We start from the raw sequence: 16930 nt of genomic DNA, 5'->3' as shown, positions 1-16930 counted from the left end.
CAGCCGTTTAACCCCGCCTCTTTCACAATGGCCGGATACCGGAGAATTGCTATGAAGACGACTCGACATCAGCTCACTGCCCTGCCCTTGGCCGCTGCCGCCATCCTGTTTGCCGCCTGCCAAAACGGCACTGCCGGCAATCCGGGGCAAAACGATGCGAAGCGAGATGCCGCGGGCGCCCCGAAGGCCATGAACCTGAAGCGAACCGAGCTCGCACGATTCAACGAACCGTGGGCAATGACATTCCTGCCCGACGGGCGCTTGTTGGTCACAGAGAAAAAAGGAAATCTGCGATTGTTTGATCCCGTTACGGGAAAAACCGGAAACATTTCCGGCACTCCTTCAGTGGCCTACGGCGGCCAAGGCGGCTTGGGTGACATCGCACTTCATCCGGACTACGCCAACAACCGAATGGTCTATTTGAGTTTTGCGGAATCCGGCGGGAATGGCACCCAAGGCGCCGCCATCATGCGCGCGAAGCTCGCTTTGGATGACCAAGGTAACGGCCAGTTATCCGATGGCGAAGTCATCTGGCGACAGGTCCCGAAAGTCGAAGGTGAGGGGCATTACAGCCATCGCATTGTGTTCGCAACGGATGGAAAGATGTTCGTCACCTCGGGTGAACGGCAAAAATTCTTCCCCGCCCAAGACATGAAAGCCAACTTAGGCAAAGTGTTGCGCCTGAATGATGACGGCACCTCCCCTGCTGATAATCCCTTCTTCGCGCAAGGCGGCGTCGCCACTCAAATTTGGTCGCTCGGCCATAGAAACTTGTTAGGGCTGGCCTTCAACCCCGCGGACGGAAAGCTCTACGAACATGAAATGGGACCGCGCGGTGGCGATGAGTTCAATGTGATTGAACGCGGAAAAAATTACGGTTACCCGGAGGTGTCTGATGGGGATCATTACAGCGGCAAGTCGATTCCAGACCACAAGACTCGCCCGGAATTCCGCGCACCGTTAATGACCTGGACGCCGGTCATCTCGCCCTCCAGTTTGATGTTCTACACCGGCAAACGCATACCGCAATGGACCGGTGATGCATTGATCAGCGGCCTTTCATCCGAGGCCCTCATACGCGTGAAGATTGAGAATGGCCATGCGCGCGAAGTGGAGCGGATCGACATGGGTGAGCGGATACGTGATGTCGTCCAAGCACCGGACGAGTCAGTCTGGGCATTGGAAGACGGTAGCAACGCGAAACTTCTGCGCTTGGCACCGTGAACTCCTTTCGCCGATAGAATTCCGCCACACCTTTCCGAAAAGTCCCGCATATGCACGCAGTCGTTTTCGAAGACATCGTCACAGCTGCAGATCGGATCGCGTGCGCAGTGAACAAAACACCGGTTCTCACCTCCTCCGCATTGAATGCATTGACCGGATTGGATCTGCATTTCAAATGTGAGAACTTCCAACGGGTCGGTGCATTCAAGATGCGTGGCGCCTACAACGCGCTTTCGCAATTTGATGCTGATCAAAAGCGACATGGCGTGGTGACCGCGTCTTCCGGGAATCACGCACAAGCGATTGCATGCAGCGCACGCCTGCTGCAAATGCCGGCAACCATCGTCATGCCCGCTGACGCGCCTGTTATTAAGATCGCGGCGACGAAGGCCTACGGTGCGGAAGTGCGTTTTTACGACCGGTATCAGGAGAACCGGGAGAGCATTTGCGATGAGATCGCCGCACACTCCGGTATGACAATCATCCCGCCTTTCAATCACCCGCACGTGATTGCCGGACAAGGCACTGTTGCGCTTGAATTCATGCAAGAGGTTCCTGACCTCGAGGTGATTTGCGCACCGCTGGGCGGCGGTGGTTTGCTGGCAGGCACCGCCATCGCGGCGAAAGCGCTTCAACCGGATATCCGGGTCATCGGTTGCGAACCTCTGGCCGGTAATGACGGCCAGCAAAGCTTTCAAAAAGGCGAAATCGTGCAAATCGACACGCCGAAGACCATCGCCGATGGTGCACAAACTCAAGCACTGGGTACCCTCACCTTCGACATCATTCGCAGCTTGGTGACCGACGTGGTCGCCGTCGATGACCCGGCCTTGATCCAAGCCATGCAGCTCTACGCCGAACGCATGAAGATTTGGGTCGAACCGACGGGTTGCTTGGGCCTGGGCGCCCTAGTCTCCGGTGCGCTACAACTGCCCGCTGGCACCCGCGTAGGCGTCATTATCAGCGGCGGAAACGTCGATGCGACGCGTTTTTTGCAATTGATTCAATCACTTAGATAAATTTCACGGACCATGCCTTTAGTTGGGTCATTCCGGTGTTGACATGTTCAGTGTTGGTGTTATAGTTCAATACAACACCACTCCAACAGGATGGCTCCATGAACACCCGGACTCAAAAGGCACTCAGCGTCATGACGCAACCGGCGTTTTTGCTGCTGTTTGTCGCATTGATCTTTGCAGCCATCGTGCCGGCCATGGCAGAAGGCAAACGCAAGTCGCCGTCAGGCCCGGTGGCTCGCGACGCAGTTGTTGATCAAAAAGCCGTACGCAAAAAAACGCTCGCCCGGCATCATCTCACGATGCCGTTCTTTTCATTCACCGCAGGGGGTTGAACGACATGTCTCCCGTTCAATGGGCCGATGGCAGCCCGATTTACCGCCAACTCAAAGAAAAGGTCATCACGATGATGCTTGAAGGCCAACTCAAGCCCGGCGATGCCTTGCCCTCCGTTCGCCAAGTGGCCGCGGAATATCAACTTAACCCGATCACCGTGTCACGCGCCTATCAAGAGCTCGTCGACGACGGAATGGTCGAAAAACGTCGCGGCATCGGTATGTATGTGACCGATGGTGCCAACACCAAACTGCGCAACAACGAGCGTGACCGTTTCCTCAAAGAAGAATGGCCACAGGTCTTGGAGCGCATCCACTTGCTCGGGCTGGACCTGGGCGAATTACTCGATCCGAAGTCAAAATGGGGTGCAACATGAGTCAGGTCATTCAAGCCAAGGGGCTCAAGAAGTCATACAAAAAGGGGACGTACGCGGTCGATAACGCGAATTTCAAGATCGAAAAGGGCCGAATCGTCGGCTTGATCGGTCCGAACGGTTCGGGCAAGACCACGGCGTTGAAGTCCATCCTCGGCCTCGTGCCCTATGAGGGTGAGTTGAAGGTGTTGGGTCGCGATCCGATGACCGAACGCGACGATCTGATGAACGATGTGTGCTTCATCGCCGACGTTGCAGTCCTGCCGCGCTGGATCACAGTTGGTCAGGCGGCAGAGTTCGTCGAAGGTGTCCACCCGCGATTCGATCGTGCCCGCTTCAACCGCTTCATCGAAAACACCAAATTGACCCCGAAGATGAAGGTCAAGGAGATGTCCAAGGGCATGGTGGTGCAGCTACATCTGGCACTGGTCATGGCCATCGATGCCAAGCTTTTGGTGCTCGACGAGCCCACGCTCGGCCTCGACATTCTCTATCGTCGTGAGTTCTACCAACGACTGTTGGAAGACTATTTCGACGAGGACAAAACCATCCTCATCACGACGCACCAAGTTGAAGAGATCGAGCACATTCTGACCGACTTGATCTTCATCCAGGAAGGCAAGATCGTCTTGGATGCATCGATGGAAAATCTGGCGGAACGCTTCACCGAAGTGCTGGTGGATGCCGGAAAGGTCGAAGCCGGCCGAAGCTGGAAACCGATCGGCGAGCGCGCCATGCCGTTTGGCAAGACGGTGATGCTGTTCGACAACGTACCTGCCGACCAACTGCAGCAACTGGGTGAAACCCGTACTCCCGGCGTGGCGGATCTGTTCGTCGCCACCATGAAAGGAACCTACGCATGAACACGATGATCAATAATCCGAGCGTTGTTCGCACGCAATCCCACGGTACGAACACGATGAAACTGCTCCTCAAACGGGAGTTCTGGGAACACAAGGGTGGCTTCTTCTGGGCACCGCTGATTTCCGGCGCGATCTTTCTGTTCTTCCAATTGATCGGAGGCGGTGCGCTTCAAAGCATCTTGTCGCGCAATGACCGCATGGTGAACATCAACGGCCAATCCCATCCGATGGGCAAAGTCGATTTGGCCCGTGAACTGTCGAGGATGAATCCTGAAGATTTGGGCCAATTGCGTGATGCCTTCACCGGACTCACGATGATGTCTGCGACCTGGCCGATCGTCGTCTTCGGATTCGTAGTGTTCTTCTACTTGGTCAATGCCATGTTTGAAGAACGCAAGGACAAGAGCATTCTGTTCTGGAAATCCTTGCCGGTCTCCGATTCCGAAACGGTGATCTCCAAAGCGGTGACGGCGCTGATCGTTGCACCGATCATCGCCGGCGCTGCCGCACTGATCGTCATGCTTGCCTCAATGCTGATGTTCTGCGGATTTCTGGCCTTCAATGGCGTGAACCCGGTCACCGTGTATTTGGCCAATCTCGACTACCTGACGATTTTTGGCAGCCTGCTGCTGTGGATTCCGTTGTACGCAGTGTGGGCGTTGCCGACTGCAGGCTGGCTGTTGATGGTGTCCGCATGGTCCAAACGCGTTCCCTTCCTGTGGGCGGTCGGCGTGCCGTTGTTCACCGGTGTGTTGATCTCTTGGTTCGATTTGTTGCGTATTTTCAACGTTGCCGATGACTGGTACTGGAAAAACATCGTGGTACGGATTTTGACCAGTGCTTTCCCGGGTACCCACGTCTTGGAAATGGCACGAAACGGCCATCTCAAAGGCACCGAGCACGGCCTTCGCGACATCGTCTTGAAGACCTCAGGTACCGAGCTCCTGGCGAGCCCCACACTTTGGATTGGCGCAGTGGCAGGTATCGCGATGATCTTTGTGGCCATTCGTCTTCGCCGCTTCCGCGATGAAGGCTGATCGAGAAAAGAAGGAGACGACCATGAACAAAACATTGCTCAGCCTCGCCACCGTTGCAGCGCTCACCTTGGTGAGCGCTTGCCAACCCCCGAGCCCGCCGCAGCCGCCGGCCCCGCCGAACCCGCCAGGTGCGTCGACCGGCACCGTCCAAGTGGACGCAAACGGTCATGCCATTCCGCAAAGTGAGCTCGGACAACAAACGGCCAAGGCTTTGGCGGAGGCGCGCGAAAAACTGGCCAAAGAGAACATTTCCATCAACGGTGGCGACAACATCAATATCAATGGTGTCAAAATAAAGTCTGATTCCAGCCTGCCTCAAGCGGAAATCACGCCGACGGGTGACTTGCTGATTGCAGGCAAGACTGTCACGCCGACACCGGACCAACGCAAGTTGCTGCTGGCGTATCGTGAAGAAATCATTGATATCGCCAACGCGGGTATGAACATGGGCGTCCAAGGCGCCGATCTCGCCAACGAAGCCCTCACCGGTATTCCCGGTCTGATAGTGGGCGGTGACGAAGCGCGCCAGCGTTACGAAGCCAAGATGGAAGCGAAAGGTAAGGAACTGGAAGCGCAAGCGCGTGTTCTTTGCAACAACCTGGGGCCGATGATGCAGACACAACAAGCATTGGCGGCAATCATGCCCGAGTTCAAACCCTACGCAAACATCACGCAGGGCAGTATCGATGACTGCATGAAAGACAAAGAAAAGGAATGACCTCAGCGTGATCCGGTGAGTTGGAGTGGTTCCAAAAGCCGGGTCAACGTGGATCGATCCAATCCGCTGTCTTCAAGGGCGACCTCTAACACTGGTCGCCCTTCTTTATAGGCGCGTTTCGCAATGGCCGCAGCGCGGTCGTACCCGATGATCGGGTTGAGCGCGGTCACCAAGATCGGGTTCCTGGCCAGGGCTTCATCGATCTTTTTGCGATTGACGACAAAATTCGCAATGGCGTCGTCCGCCAGTGCAAAGGCGGCGCGGGATAACAAGTCGATGGCGTCCAAAAGGTTGTTGGCGAGCAAAGGCAACATCACATTGAGTTGGAAGTTGCCACTCTGTCCCGCGACGGTATTTGCGGTATGCAAGCCCATGATTTGCGCACACGCCATGGCAACGGCTTCGGGAATCACGGGATTGACCTTGCCCGGCATGATCGAGCTTCCGGGCTGAAGCGCTTCCAGTTCAATCTCTGCCAGTCCCGCCAAGGGGCCGGAGTTCATCCAGCGCAAATCGTTTGAGATTTTCATCAGAGCGACGGCGGCCGCGCTCAGCTGACCGGAAAGTTCGACGAGATCATCCTGTGCGGCGATGCCTTCGAACTTGTCGGCAGCGGCGGTGAATTTCACCGGGCCAGTGGCGTTCAACGTGCGGACGAATGTCGCCGCAAAACGCGGATGCGCATTGATACCGGTGCCAATCGCGGTGCCCCCGATGGGCAAACGTTTGACGCGTTTCAGTGTGTCTTTGATGCGGTCTTCGGCAGATTGCAGTTGCGATGCCCACGCGCCCAACTCCTGCGCCACGGTCAAGGGCATCGCATCCATGAGATGGGTCCGGCCCGTCTTGACGGTTCGTGCGTGGGCCCTCGCCTTTCTTGCGATGGTCTTCCGCAAATGCGCGAGTGCCGGTAGCAAACGGTCGCTGGCCGTCAGCGCGCTGGCAACGCGCATCGCCGTGGGGATGATGTCGTTCGAGCTTTGCCCCATATTGACTTGATCATTCGGGTGGACCGGCTTGCCCGATGCTCGCGTCGCCAGACTTGCGATCACCTCATTCGCGTTCATATTGGTAGAGGTGCCGGAACCCGTCTGATAACGGTCGATCGGGAAATGCGCGTCGAAATAGCCGCTGGCAACTTCCATTCCGGCACGCCTGATGGCGGTCGCTGTACGAACCGGAAGCTGCTTGAGGGTCGCGTTCGCTGTGGCGGCAACGGCTTTCAGCAAGCCGAGTGTGCGAATGAAGTCCGCATGCATCGGTTGACCGGACAGATCGAAATTCTCGACGGCCCGCTGGGTTTGGGCACCCCACAGAGCCGCAGCCGGGACTTCGATCCGCCCCATGCTGTCCGACATGATTCGTACACCGACATCACTATTCTTGCGGGTGGCCATGATGCGCTCCATAACTGTCCGCACCAAGCCTACGCCCTGCACCGTTTAGAATGGGCGAATTCCTTCGCCACACCCGAATGCCATGAGCCAACACGCCCTCACCGCCCTTTCGCCCCTCGACGGACGTTATGCGTCAAAAGTGGATGCGCTCCGACCGATTTTCTCCGAATTCGGTCTGATCAAGGCTCGGGTTAAAGTCGAAATCGAATGGCTGTTGGCGCTGGCCGCGGAGCCCGGCATCTCAGAACTCGCGCCGTTCTCCGATGCCGCGGCGCAACGCCTGCGTGATTTTGCCGATGGTTTGTCGACCGCCGATGCAGCCCGCGTCAAGGCCATCGAAGCCACCACCAACCACGATGTCAAAGCGGTGGAATATCTGATCAAGGAACGTTTGAAGAATGATGCGGAACTCGCGCCGGCGCTCGAGTTTGTCCACTTCGCCTGTACCAGTGAAGACATCAACAACTTGAGCTACGCCTTGATGCTGCGTGACGCCCGTGACCAAGTGATGCTGCCGAAGCTCGACGGCTTGATGGCGTCGCTGCGGGCATTGGCGCACGAGCACGCCGCCCTGCCGATGCTTTCCCGCACGCACGGACAAACGGCATCGCCGACAACCGTTGGCAAGGAAATCGCCAACGTTGTGGCGCGACTGGACCGTCAACGCGCGGTATTGGCGGAGACGCCGATGCCCGGAAAAATCAACGGCGCCGTCGGTAATTACAACGCACACGTGGCGAGCTACCCGGACATTGATTGGGCGGAATTTTCCCGCAAGTTTGTCGGTTCACTCGGTCTGACCTGGCAGCCCTACACCACCCAGATCGAACCCCATGACGGCATCGCTGAGATTGCCGATGTGATGAAGCGCATCGACACCATCTTGATTGATTTGGCGCGTGACATTTGGGGCTATATCTCGCTGGGCTACTTCAAGCAGCGCTTGAAAGAAGGCGAAGTCGGTAGCTCTACGATGCCGCACAAAGTGAACCCGATCGATTTCGAAAACGCTGAAGGGAACTTCGGCATCGCCAATGCGCTCTTCGAGCACTTCGCTGCCAAGCTGCCGGTCAGCCGCTGGCAGCGCGATCTCACCGACTCCACGGTGCTCCGTGCGTTGGGTACCGCGTTCGGGCACGCCCTGATCGGCTTCGATGCCCTGTCGCGCGGCCTCGGGAAGTTGGAGGTCAATCCGGAGCGCTTGGCGGCGGATTTGGACGCCGCTTGGGAAGTGCTCGCCGAGGCGGTTCAAACCGTCATGCGTCGTCATGGCTTGCCCAATCCCTACGAACAATTGAAAGCGCTTACACGCGGACAAGGCATCAACAAGGAATCCATTCGCGCATTCGTCGACACATTGGATCTCCCCGCAGATGCCAAAGCCGAGTTGATGCAGATGACACCGGCATCTTATATCGGCGTCGCAGCGAAACTCGCCAGCGAGATTTGACGACGATGCGCGCAGCGCTGTGGTCTGCCTTGTTTGCCGCATGCGGCTCGGCCGCCGCGGCGACACCCGCGCGCATGCCGACCCTGCCCGCTCCGCATCAGCCGCTGCAGTGCGCGGAAGATGCCGGTTGGGATGACCCGATGCCTCCGCGCCATCTTTTCGGCGATGTTTGGTATGTCGGTACTTGCGGAATCACCTCGATCTTGATTGCGAGCCCGCAGGGACATGTGTTGATTGACGGTGGCGCTAAATTGGGCGCGCAGCGAATCGAGAAGAATCTTCGCGCGCTGGGCGTCGACCTCAAGGACATCAAATACATCTTGGTGTCGCACGAACATTTCGACCACGTCGGGGGTGTTGCGCAGTTGCAGCGGGATTCGGGCGCCGTCGTATTGACCCGACAAGAAGCCGCGGCATCACTCAAGCGCGGCAAAAGTGACCGTCGCGATCCGCAATTCGATGTCTTGGATCCGTTCCCGGCCATTGCGAATGTTCAATCCATCAAGGCCGGTGCCGGATTGCGCGCGGCGGAGCGAACAATCATCAATGTGCCGATGCCCGGGCACACACCGGGCGGATCAGGCTGGCGATGGCGGGAATGCGAAGGCAGCGTGTGCCTGAACTTCTTTTATTCGGATAGCGTCAGCGCCATCTCCGATAAGACGTATCGCTACAGCGACGCAGGTGCACTCGCCCGCCCGATGCAACAGACCTTGAGCAGACTGGAAAAAGCGCCTTGCGATGTGTTGATGACCACACATCCCTCCAGCAGTCACCTCATTGAACGACTGGAAGGCAAAGAAGCACTGGTGCAACCCCAGGCCTGTCGCAAATTGGCGGAATCCGCCAAGACCGCGTTGAAGCTTCGGTTGAGTCAAGAGTCGGCCAATACCGCGCCGTGATGTCACAAGCAGGCCTTGGTGTCAGTGTCCGCCGTCCAAGGCTTTCAATTCGCTGACCAGCGCGCTGGCCATTTCCGCACCATCGCCATAGAGCATGCGCGTGTTATCTGCGTAGAACAGCGCATTCTCGATGCCTGCGAAGCCTGTCCCTTTACCGCGTTTGATCACGATCGTGTTCTTGGAATCCACGACGTCCAAAATCGGCATGCCGTAGATCGGAGACGCAGGGTCGGTTTTGGCCACGGGATTGACGACGTCATTTGCGCCGATGACCAAGGACACGTCGGTCGTCGCAAATTCCGGGTTGATGTCATCCATGTCAGCGATCAGGTCGTAGGGCACGCCCGCCTCGGCCAATAAAACATTCATGTGACCGGGCATGCGTCCCGCCACCGGATGGATGGCGAATTTGACCTTGACCCCGCGATCCTGCAGGCGGCGCGTCAGCTCCCAAATCTTGTGCTGTGCTTGTGCCACCGCCATGCCGTAGCCGGGCACGATCACTACGCGTTCGGCATAAGCCATCAGGGCCGCGACATCAGCGGCTTCAATCGGTTTTTGTGTGCCAGCAATTTCTGTCGCCTCCCCGGACGAAGCGCCGAAATTTGAGAACAGAACGCTTGAGATCGAGCGATTCATCGCTTTTGCCATCAATCGCGTCAACATCATGCCTGCCGCACCCACCATGGTGCCGGCTATGATCAGCGCCTCGTTATCGAGCACAAAGCCTTCGAGCGCCACGGCAAGACCGGTGAATGCGTTGTAGAGCGAGATCACAACCGGCATATCCGCGCCGCCGATCGGCAAGGTCATCAATACGCCGAGCGCGAGTGCCAGAGCAAAAAACGCGATGATCCAAGGCATTTGCAAAGTGACTGCAGCCATGACGCCGCAGCCGACTGCCGCCAAGGCCACCAAGACATTGACCACTTGTTGACCCGGGAAAGTGAAGCGCTTGTCCAGCCGACCATCCAACTTGGCCCAAGCGATGATGGATCCCGTGAGTGACACCGCGCCAATCAACGCGCCCACAGTCGCCAGCGCAATCACACCGAGCGTCGCTTGCGGCATGCCTGCAACGGCATGACCGAGCCCTGCGGTTTCCACAACCCCCAACACATGCCGGACTTCCGCATTCTTGGCGACCAGTTCCGCGGCACCGATCGCTGCGGCAGAACCACCGCCCATGCCATTGAACAATGCGACCATCTGCGGCATATCGGTGATGGCAACCTTCTTTCCCCAGAGCCAATTCAAGGCCACCCCTGCAACGATTGCGATAAGAATCAGCGCAATGTTGTGCAGTCTGGGCAAAAAGAATGTCGCAACGGTTGCCAGGAGCATCCCCACGCCCGCCCATTGGATGCCGCTGCGTGCGGTTTTCGGCGAACTCATGCGTTGCAAGCCCAACAAGAAGAGGGCCGCGGCAACGAAATAGCAGAACTTGATCACCGTCAATCCTTCCATCAGTGCTCACCTGCTTTGGCGGACTGCTTGCCGGAAGGTTTGAACATCTCGAGCATTCTCTCGGTCACCACATAACCGCCGGCGGCATTGCCAGCGCCCAAGAACACAGCGATGAACCCGATCACTTTCTCGAGCGTGGTGTCTGCGTGTCCGAGCATGACCATGGCACCGATCAGTACGATCCCGTGAATGAAATTGCTCCCCGACATCAACGGGGTGTGCAGGATGCTCGGCACGCGCGAAATGATGACGTGGCCCGCGATGGCGGCGAGCATGAAGATATACAGGGCGGACATTCCATCAATCATGCGGCGGCTCCCTGATCGCGTGCGGGCCATACGGTTTTGTCGAGCAATTCATCACTCCAATCCAAATGCAGTGCGCCGTCTTTGAGCATCAATGCCAGGAAATTGAAGACGTTTCGCGAAAACATTTCACTTGCATGAATCGCTCCCATCGAAGCGAGGTTCAACGGCCCCGAAATGGTCACACCGTTGTGACTGATCGTTTCACCGGGTCGGGTCACACTGCAGTTGCCGCCTGTTTCCGCAGCCAAGTCCACAATCACGCTGCCCGGTTTCATACCGGCCACCATGGTTTCGGTGATGATTTTCGGCGCTGGTCGCCCGGGAACTGCCGCGGTGCAAACGATGACGTCCACGTTTCGAAGATGGTCGCCGAGTTTCTGTTGTTGCAACGCGCGCTCGTCATCGCTCAGTTGGCGCGCGTATCCGCCTTCACCCGCAGCACTCACCCCCAAATCCAGGAATTTCCCGCCCAACGATTCAATTTGCTCACGGGTCTCAGGCCGGACATCAAAGCCTTCCACTTGTGCGCCCAAACGCTTTGCCGTGGCAATTGCCTGCAAACCGGCCACGCCTGCACCGACGATCAACACCTTGCAAGGCCGGATCGTCCCTGCTGCGGTGGTCAACATCGGAAAAAATTTCGGCGCCAGTTGTGCGGCAATCAGCACGGCTTTGTATCCCGCCATACCCGCCTGCGAACTCAGCACATCCATGCTTTGCGCACGCGTGGTGCGCGGAAGTTTCTCCAGCGGAAATGCCAGCAGCTTGCGCTCACGTATGGCGGTTGCCCTATCCTCGTCGGCGTCCGGGTACAACATGCCGATCAAGATCGCGCCCTCTTTCGCCAACCGCAATGCGTCCGGCCGCGGCGGCTGCACGCACACCAAGGCATCCGCTTGGTGAAAAATATCTTCAGAAGAAGCAAGCCTGCCACCGGCTTCCACATAGGCGTCGTCGGTAAAGGCGGACGCGATGCCAAAGCCGGATTCAAACAACACTTCGGCACCTTGTGCCACCAGCTTTTTGCAGGTTTCGGGGGTAAGCGCGACACGACGTTCGCCAGCCAAGTGTTCCCGCAATGCGCCCACCACCACAGCCATACGCGTACCCGTCGACTTGAATTGACTCCATCCTAGCAGCGGAATGCGTCAGCGGGCGGCGCTCGCCTAGAATTGGTATTCCAGACGTTTAGAGCAATTCGCATGGCCGGCAAGAAAACTCCTCCCGTCGAAGTCGATGCACGCGATTTCCCGATTCTCGGAATGCCCGCGCAACAGTTTCTCGATGTCTATTGGCAGCGTCATCCGCTGCTGATCCGCAATGCGTTCCCGGACTTCGAATCACCTATCAGCGCCGAAGACCTGGCCGGCTTGGCATGCGAAGACAGTGCCTTGTCCCGCATCGTTTCCCGCAATCCTACGAATGACACCTGGCAGGTCCGGAATGGTCCATTTCTGGAAGACGAGTTCCCGAACTTGCCCCGCAAAGATTGGACGCTGCTTGTTCAGGACGTGGACAAATGGGATGCCGATGTTCGCGCGCTGTTGTACGCGTTCGAGTTTCTGCCGCGATGGCGAATGGACGACATCATGGTGTCGTTTGCCGCGCCCGGCGGTTCCGTCGGCGCGCACATAGACAACTATGACGTGTTCTTGTTGCAAGGCGTCGGTCAACGCCGATGGCTCATTGATACGAAGTCAAAACCCGATCAGACCTATCGGGATGACGTGCCTTTGCGCTTGCTGAAGCATTTCAATCCGGATCAGGATTGGGTCTTGAATCCGGGCGACATGCTGTACGTGCCACCCGGGGTGCCGCACCACGGAATCGGCGTGGATGCCTGCGTCACGATTTCAGTCGGCTTGCGCGCGCCATCCAGCGCGGAATTGGTGGACGAATTGGCCGGTGCCATGGTGTTTGATGCGCCGGAAACGATCCGCTACGAAGACCCCGGTGTCTCTGTGCCGGCGGACCCGTACGAGATTGACGACGCGGCGCTGGATCGTGCCGTCGAAGCGATTCACAAACTGCGCATTGGAAATCGGAGCGAGTTTGCCGAGTGGTTCGGGCGTGTCATCTCTTCCTACCGCGTCGCCGCCAACATGGCGCCCGATGCCGACAGCGCGACAGGGGCGGATATTGTCCAGTCTGTTGCCGAGGGGCATGTTTGGACCCGCCATCCCTACTCGCGCGCGGCGTGGACCCGTCAAGGCAAGCAGGCCCAACTTTTCGTCAATGGCATGGCATTTGATTGCAGCGTGAAAGACGCGTCAGCCATTGCCGCAGCAGAGTTCATCGACGCGGCGCTGATCGATGCGCTGGGCACAAACGGCCGTCAGGCACTTCAGACCTTGGCCGATGCCGGCCACTACATGATCGAGGACGACCATGAATCATTCGACGCAGTTTGACCGGTTCGACAATGCGGAGATCGCAGCCGGCGCGCTGGTGGGATTGATGGCGCGTGCGGGCCGGGATATCGCCGTCCACACCCGAAACCTGGAACCCGCGATATGGGAGCATCCCGCCGTCATTGCCGCGACGCGCGCCTACCTCACAGATCGTGCGCAGTGCAATATCCGCATTCTTGTCGGTGAACCGGCGGCGCTGACGATGGGTAACACCCATTTCATGGCGCTCGCTCAAAGGATGCCTTCGCATTTGCAGTTCCGGCAGCCGGATCCGGATGAAGCGCAAATGGAATTCGATGCCGTGGTCAGCGATCGCAACGGCGTCATGAAGTGGGACATCGGCACCGGTCTGCACGGCGAATATGCATTCGATGCACCAGCGCGTGCACAGTCGTTAATGCTGCAATTCAATCGCATTTGGGATCGCGCGCGTGGTTGTTCGGAATTTCGTCCTTTGGGTATTTGATGCACCCGTCCGTCACATGCGCCTATAATTGGCTGTTCTACCCGAGCCCCATTCAACTTTGGCGCTTATGCCTAATGAATCAAGGGCTTGGCACAATCAATTGAACTTCGAGCACAACATTCCATGGCGGACAGCCTGATCAAGCAGTTTGCGCAATCCTCTCAACTGGGCAGCAATGCCAGCTTCATTGAGGAGATGTACGAGCGATATCTCGTCAATCCGGACAGTGTCGACGCCGATTGGAAGGCTTACTTCGATGCCAGCAAGGGCCGTGAAGCCGGCGATGTCCCCCACTCCGTCATTGCGGAAGGCGTCAGCAAGGCCGCCAAACAAGCCGTCACCAACGGCAACGTTGGCGCGACCAGCACGGGCGATGAGCGCGAGCGCAATGTCGGTCGTTTGATCACGGCCTTCCGTTCGCGCGGCCACATGGGCGCGAACATCGATCCGCTCGAACTCCTCGTCAAGCCCGACGCACCTGATCTGACGCTCGGCTTCCACCGCTTGAGCGAAGCGGATGCCAACGTTGAGTTCAGCACCGGCGGCGTCGGTGGCCGTTCGCACATGAAACTGGGCGAACTGTTCGCCCTGCTGAAGGCCACCTACACGGGGTCGATCGGTGCCGAGCTGATGCACATCACCGATATCGAGCAACGTCGTTGGATTTACGAGCGCTTGGAAGCCGCCGGTGGCAATTTCAACCTGTCGGCCGAAGACAAGAAGCGCATTCTTGAGCGCTTGACCGCGGCCGAGGGCTTGGAACGCTATCTCGGCACCAAATATGTCGGCCAGAAGCGCTTTTCGCTCGAAGGCGGCGATACGCTGATTCCGATGCTGGACAGCACCATCCGTGGCGCCGGCGCCGACGGTATGAAAGACATTGTCATCGGCATGGCCCACCGCGGCCGCTTGAATGTCTTGGTCAATACCTTGGGCAAGCCGCCGCGCGCCCTGTTCAACGAATTCGAAGGCAAGTTCGAGCACCCGGAACATGACGGCGCCCATACCGGCGACGTGAAGTACCACATGGGCTTCTCTGCCAATCTTGCGAGCCCCGGCGGCCCGGTTCACGTCGCGCTGGCCTTCAACCCGTCGCACTTGGAGATCGTCAACCCGGTAGTGGCCGGCAGCGTCCGCTCGCGCCAGCTTCGCCGCAACGACACCGAGCGCAAGTGGGTCATGCCGATATTGCTGCACGGCGACGCCGCTTTTGCCGGACAAGGCGTCGGTATGGAATTGCTGCAAATGTCGCAGGCACGCGGATTTGCGGTCGGCGGCACCTTGCATATCGTGATCAACAACCAGGTGGGCTTCACCACCTCGGCCACGGAAGATGCGCGCTCGACGCTGTATTCGACCGATGTCGCCAAGATGGTCGAGGCGCCGGTTTTCCACGTCAATGGTGACGATCCGGAAGCTTGCTTGTTCATCACGAAGCTCGCATTCGAATTCCGCCAGCGCTTCAAGAAAGACGTCGTGGTCGATCTCGTTTGCTATCGCCGCAACGGCCACAACGAAGCGGACGAACCGGCGGCGACACAGCCGTTGATGTACCAAAAGATCCGTTCGATGCCGACGGTTCGCGAAAAATACGGCAAAACCTTGGTTGCCGAAGGTGTGCTGACCGACGCCGACGTCAAGGCTCTGTCTGACGCTTACCGCAACAAATTGGATGCCGGTGAAGTGACTGCTGAAGTCGTCTCCGCTTCATCCGACTCTATGTCGCCCAATTGGGGCGCGCTCTTGAAGGGCAAGTTGTCCGACACCGTCAACACGCAGGTGCCGCGTGCGACATTGGATGCGTTGGCGACGAAGATCAATACAATTCCGGCTGAAATAACCCTGCATCCGCGTGTGCAAAAGATTTATGACGATCGCCGCAAGATGGCGGCCGGTGAATTGCCCGGCGACTGGGGTTTCGCTGAGAACCTCGCTTACGCCACGCTGCTTTCCAGTGGAAAGCGTTTGCGCTTGGTCGGTCAGGATTCCGGTCGCGGCACGTTCTTCCACCGCCATGCGGTGCTGCACGATCAAAAAACCGACAACTACTATTTGCCGCTGCGCGAACTGGTCGAAAAACCCGAAGACGCGACCATCATCGACTCGCTGCTCTCCGAAGAGGCGGTCATGGCGTTCGAGTACGGATATTCGACGACCGACCCCGACACCTTGGACATCTGGGAAGCGCAATTCGGCGATTTCGCCAACGGCGCGCAAGTCGTCATCGATCAGTTCATCGCCTCGGGTGAAGCGAAGTGGGGACGCCTCAGCGGCTTGTCCTTGTTCTTGCCGCACGGCTACGAAGGCCAAGGCCCGGAACACAGTTCGGCGCGTTTGGAACGCTTCCTGCAACTCTGCGCATTGAACAACATGATGGTGTGCGTCCCGACGACGCCGGCACAAGCCTTCCACATGATCCGTCGCCAACTGTGCATGGACACCCGCAAGCCGCTGGTGGTCATGACGCCGAAGTCGTTGCTTCGTCACAAGCTTGCGGTGTCCTCGCTGGACGAACTCGCCAATGGCAGCTTCCAACATTTGATTCCGGATGCTGCCGCCGACGTCGCGAAGGTCAAGCGCGTGGTGCTGTGCTCGGGCAAGGTGTATTACGACTTGCTTGAAGATGCCACCAAGCGTGAGCAGAAAGATGTCGCATTGATCCGCATTGAACAGCTCTATCCGTTCCCGCGCGAACTCCTCAAAGCGGAGCTGGCCAAGTACAAGGGCGCGCAAGATGTGATCTGGTGTCAGGAAGAACCGCAGAACCAAGGTGCGTGGTTCCAGATCCAACACCACTTGCGCGCGTGCCTGGCCAATGGTCAGTCGATCACCTATGCAGGTCGTGGCCGCTCGCCCTCGCCCGCCACCGGTCATTCAAACGACCACGTGGTGGAACAGCAACAGCTGATCTCAGACGCACTCGTCAACGCGCCGAACCCCGGTTTCGGCGTCGAATAATTCA

At 58.0% G+C, this 16930-nt stretch carries 16 protein-coding genes; 12 read left to right on the top strand and 4 right to left on the bottom strand.

Going from position 1 to position 16930, the window contains the following annotated elements:
* Positions 1 to 51: 51 nt before the first annotated feature.
* The 7 genes from H8L67_RS05775 (at position 52) to H8L67_RS05745 (ending at position 5567) form a co-directional block, all read left to right on the top strand.
* The gene (locus tag H8L67_RS05775) at positions 52 to 1224 is read left to right on the top strand and encodes a PQQ-dependent sugar dehydrogenase (RefSeq protein WP_220378919.1); all 1173 of its coding nucleotides are present in this window, start codon (positions 52 to 54) and stop codon (positions 1222 to 1224) included.
* 50 nt (positions 1225 to 1274) lie between these two features.
* The gene (locus H8L67_RS05770; RefSeq protein ID WP_220378918.1) at positions 1275 to 2243 is read left to right on the top strand and encodes a threo-3-hydroxy-L-aspartate ammonia-lyase; all 969 of its coding nucleotides are present in this window, start codon (positions 1275 to 1277) and stop codon (positions 2241 to 2243) included.
* 98 nt (positions 2244 to 2341) lie between these two features.
* Entirely contained in the window at positions 2342 to 2575 is a 234-nt protein-coding gene (locus H8L67_RS05765) for a hypothetical protein (RefSeq protein ID WP_220378917.1), read from the top strand.
* A 5-nt stretch (positions 2576 to 2580) separates the two neighbouring features.
* Positions 2581 to 2952, top strand: a complete 372-nt coding sequence (locus H8L67_RS05760; RefSeq protein ID WP_220378916.1) for a GntR family transcriptional regulator — start codon at positions 2581 to 2583, stop codon at positions 2950 to 2952.
* Positions 2937 to 3812 (top strand): ABC transporter ATP-binding protein, encoded by an 876-nt coding sequence (locus H8L67_RS05755; RefSeq protein ID WP_220378915.1) that lies wholly within the window; start codon positions 2937 to 2939, stop codon positions 3810 to 3812. Before H8L67_RS05760 ends, H8L67_RS05755 begins: the two co-directional genes overlap by 16 nt.
* The gene (locus H8L67_RS05750) at positions 3809 to 4849 is read left to right on the top strand and encodes a hypothetical protein (protein WP_220378914.1); all 1041 of its coding nucleotides are present in this window, start codon (positions 3809 to 3811) and stop codon (positions 4847 to 4849) included. Before H8L67_RS05755 ends, H8L67_RS05750 begins: the two co-directional genes overlap by 4 nt.
* 22 nt (positions 4850 to 4871) lie before the next feature.
* Positions 4872 to 5567 (top strand): YggN family protein, encoded by a 696-nt coding sequence (locus H8L67_RS05745; RefSeq protein ID WP_220378913.1) that lies wholly within the window; start codon positions 4872 to 4874, stop codon positions 5565 to 5567.
* 2 nt (positions 5568 to 5569) lie between these two features.
* Here H8L67_RS05745 and H8L67_RS05740 read toward each other — a convergent pair whose 3' ends face one another.
* Positions 5570 to 6964: a class II fumarate hydratase gene (locus tag H8L67_RS05740; RefSeq protein ID WP_255555834.1), complete on the bottom strand. Its 1395-nt coding sequence runs from the start codon at positions 6962 to 6964 to the stop codon at positions 5570 to 5572.
* Positions 6965 to 7046: 82 nt separating this feature from the next.
* Here H8L67_RS05740 and purB point away from each other — a divergent pair, with 82 nt between their 5' ends.
* Together purB and bla are read left to right on the top strand one after the other, a co-directional pair.
* Positions 7047 to 8414 carry an adenylosuccinate lyase gene (purB, locus tag H8L67_RS05735; RefSeq protein WP_220378912.1) on the top strand — a complete coding sequence of 456 codons (1368 nt, stop codon included), beginning with the start codon at positions 7047 to 7049 and terminating at the stop codon, positions 8412 to 8414.
* Between the two features lie 5 nt (positions 8415 to 8419).
* Positions 8420 to 9316: a subclass B3 metallo-beta-lactamase gene (gene bla, locus H8L67_RS05730; RefSeq protein ID WP_220378911.1), complete on the top strand. Its 897-nt coding sequence runs from the start codon at positions 8420 to 8422 to the stop codon at positions 9314 to 9316.
* A gap of 21 nt (positions 9317 to 9337) precedes the next feature.
* Here bla and H8L67_RS05725 read toward each other — a convergent pair whose 3' ends face one another.
* The 3 genes from H8L67_RS05725 to H8L67_RS05715 all read right to left on the bottom strand — a co-directional run bounded on the left by H8L67_RS05725 (position 9338) and on the right by H8L67_RS05715 (position 12191).
* Positions 9338 to 10711 carry an NAD(P)(+) transhydrogenase (Re/Si-specific) subunit beta gene (locus tag H8L67_RS05725; RefSeq protein ID WP_434063429.1) on the bottom strand — a complete coding sequence of 458 codons (1374 nt, stop codon included), beginning with the start codon at positions 10709 to 10711 and terminating at the stop codon, positions 9338 to 9340.
* A 71-nt stretch (positions 10712 to 10782) separates the two neighbouring features.
* Positions 10783 to 11091, bottom strand: coding sequence for an NAD(P) transhydrogenase subunit alpha part 2 (locus tag H8L67_RS05720; RefSeq protein ID WP_220378909.1), 309 nt, complete (start codon positions 11089 to 11091; stop codon positions 10783 to 10785).
* A complete protein-coding gene (locus H8L67_RS05715) occupies positions 11088 to 12191 on the bottom strand; it encodes an NAD(P) transhydrogenase subunit alpha (protein WP_220378908.1) in 1104 nt (367 codons plus the stop codon). The genes H8L67_RS05720 and H8L67_RS05715 overlap by 4 nt, the downstream gene beginning before the upstream one ends.
* Before the next feature lie 102 nt (positions 12192 to 12293).
* Between H8L67_RS05715 and H8L67_RS05710 the strand changes: the two genes are divergently transcribed.
* The 3 genes from H8L67_RS05710 to H8L67_RS05700 all read left to right on the top strand — a co-directional run bounded on the left by H8L67_RS05710 (position 12294) and on the right by H8L67_RS05700 (position 16926).
* Positions 12294 to 13502: a cupin domain-containing protein gene (locus H8L67_RS05710; RefSeq protein ID WP_220378907.1), complete on the top strand. Its 1209-nt coding sequence runs from the start codon at positions 12294 to 12296 to the stop codon at positions 13500 to 13502.
* Entirely contained in the window at positions 13480 to 13968 is a 489-nt protein-coding gene (locus tag H8L67_RS05705) for a DUF7931 domain-containing protein (protein ID WP_220378906.1), read from the top strand. Before H8L67_RS05710 ends, H8L67_RS05705 begins: the two co-directional genes overlap by 23 nt.
* A gap of 123 nt (positions 13969 to 14091) precedes the next feature.
* Positions 14092 to 16926, top strand: coding sequence for a 2-oxoglutarate dehydrogenase E1 component (locus H8L67_RS05700; RefSeq protein WP_220378905.1), 2835 nt, complete (start codon positions 14092 to 14094; stop codon positions 16924 to 16926).
* Positions 16927 to 16930: the final 4 nt, after the last annotated feature.

It is taken from the genome of Lysobacter soyae, from assembly GCF_019551435.1.
In the GTDB taxonomy this organism is placed as follows: Bacteria; Pseudomonadota; Gammaproteobacteria; order Xanthomonadales; family Xanthomonadaceae; genus Solilutibacter; species Solilutibacter soyae.
Note: the sequence above shows the minus strand (reverse complement) of the source record. Positions and strands in the feature narration are given on the sequence as shown.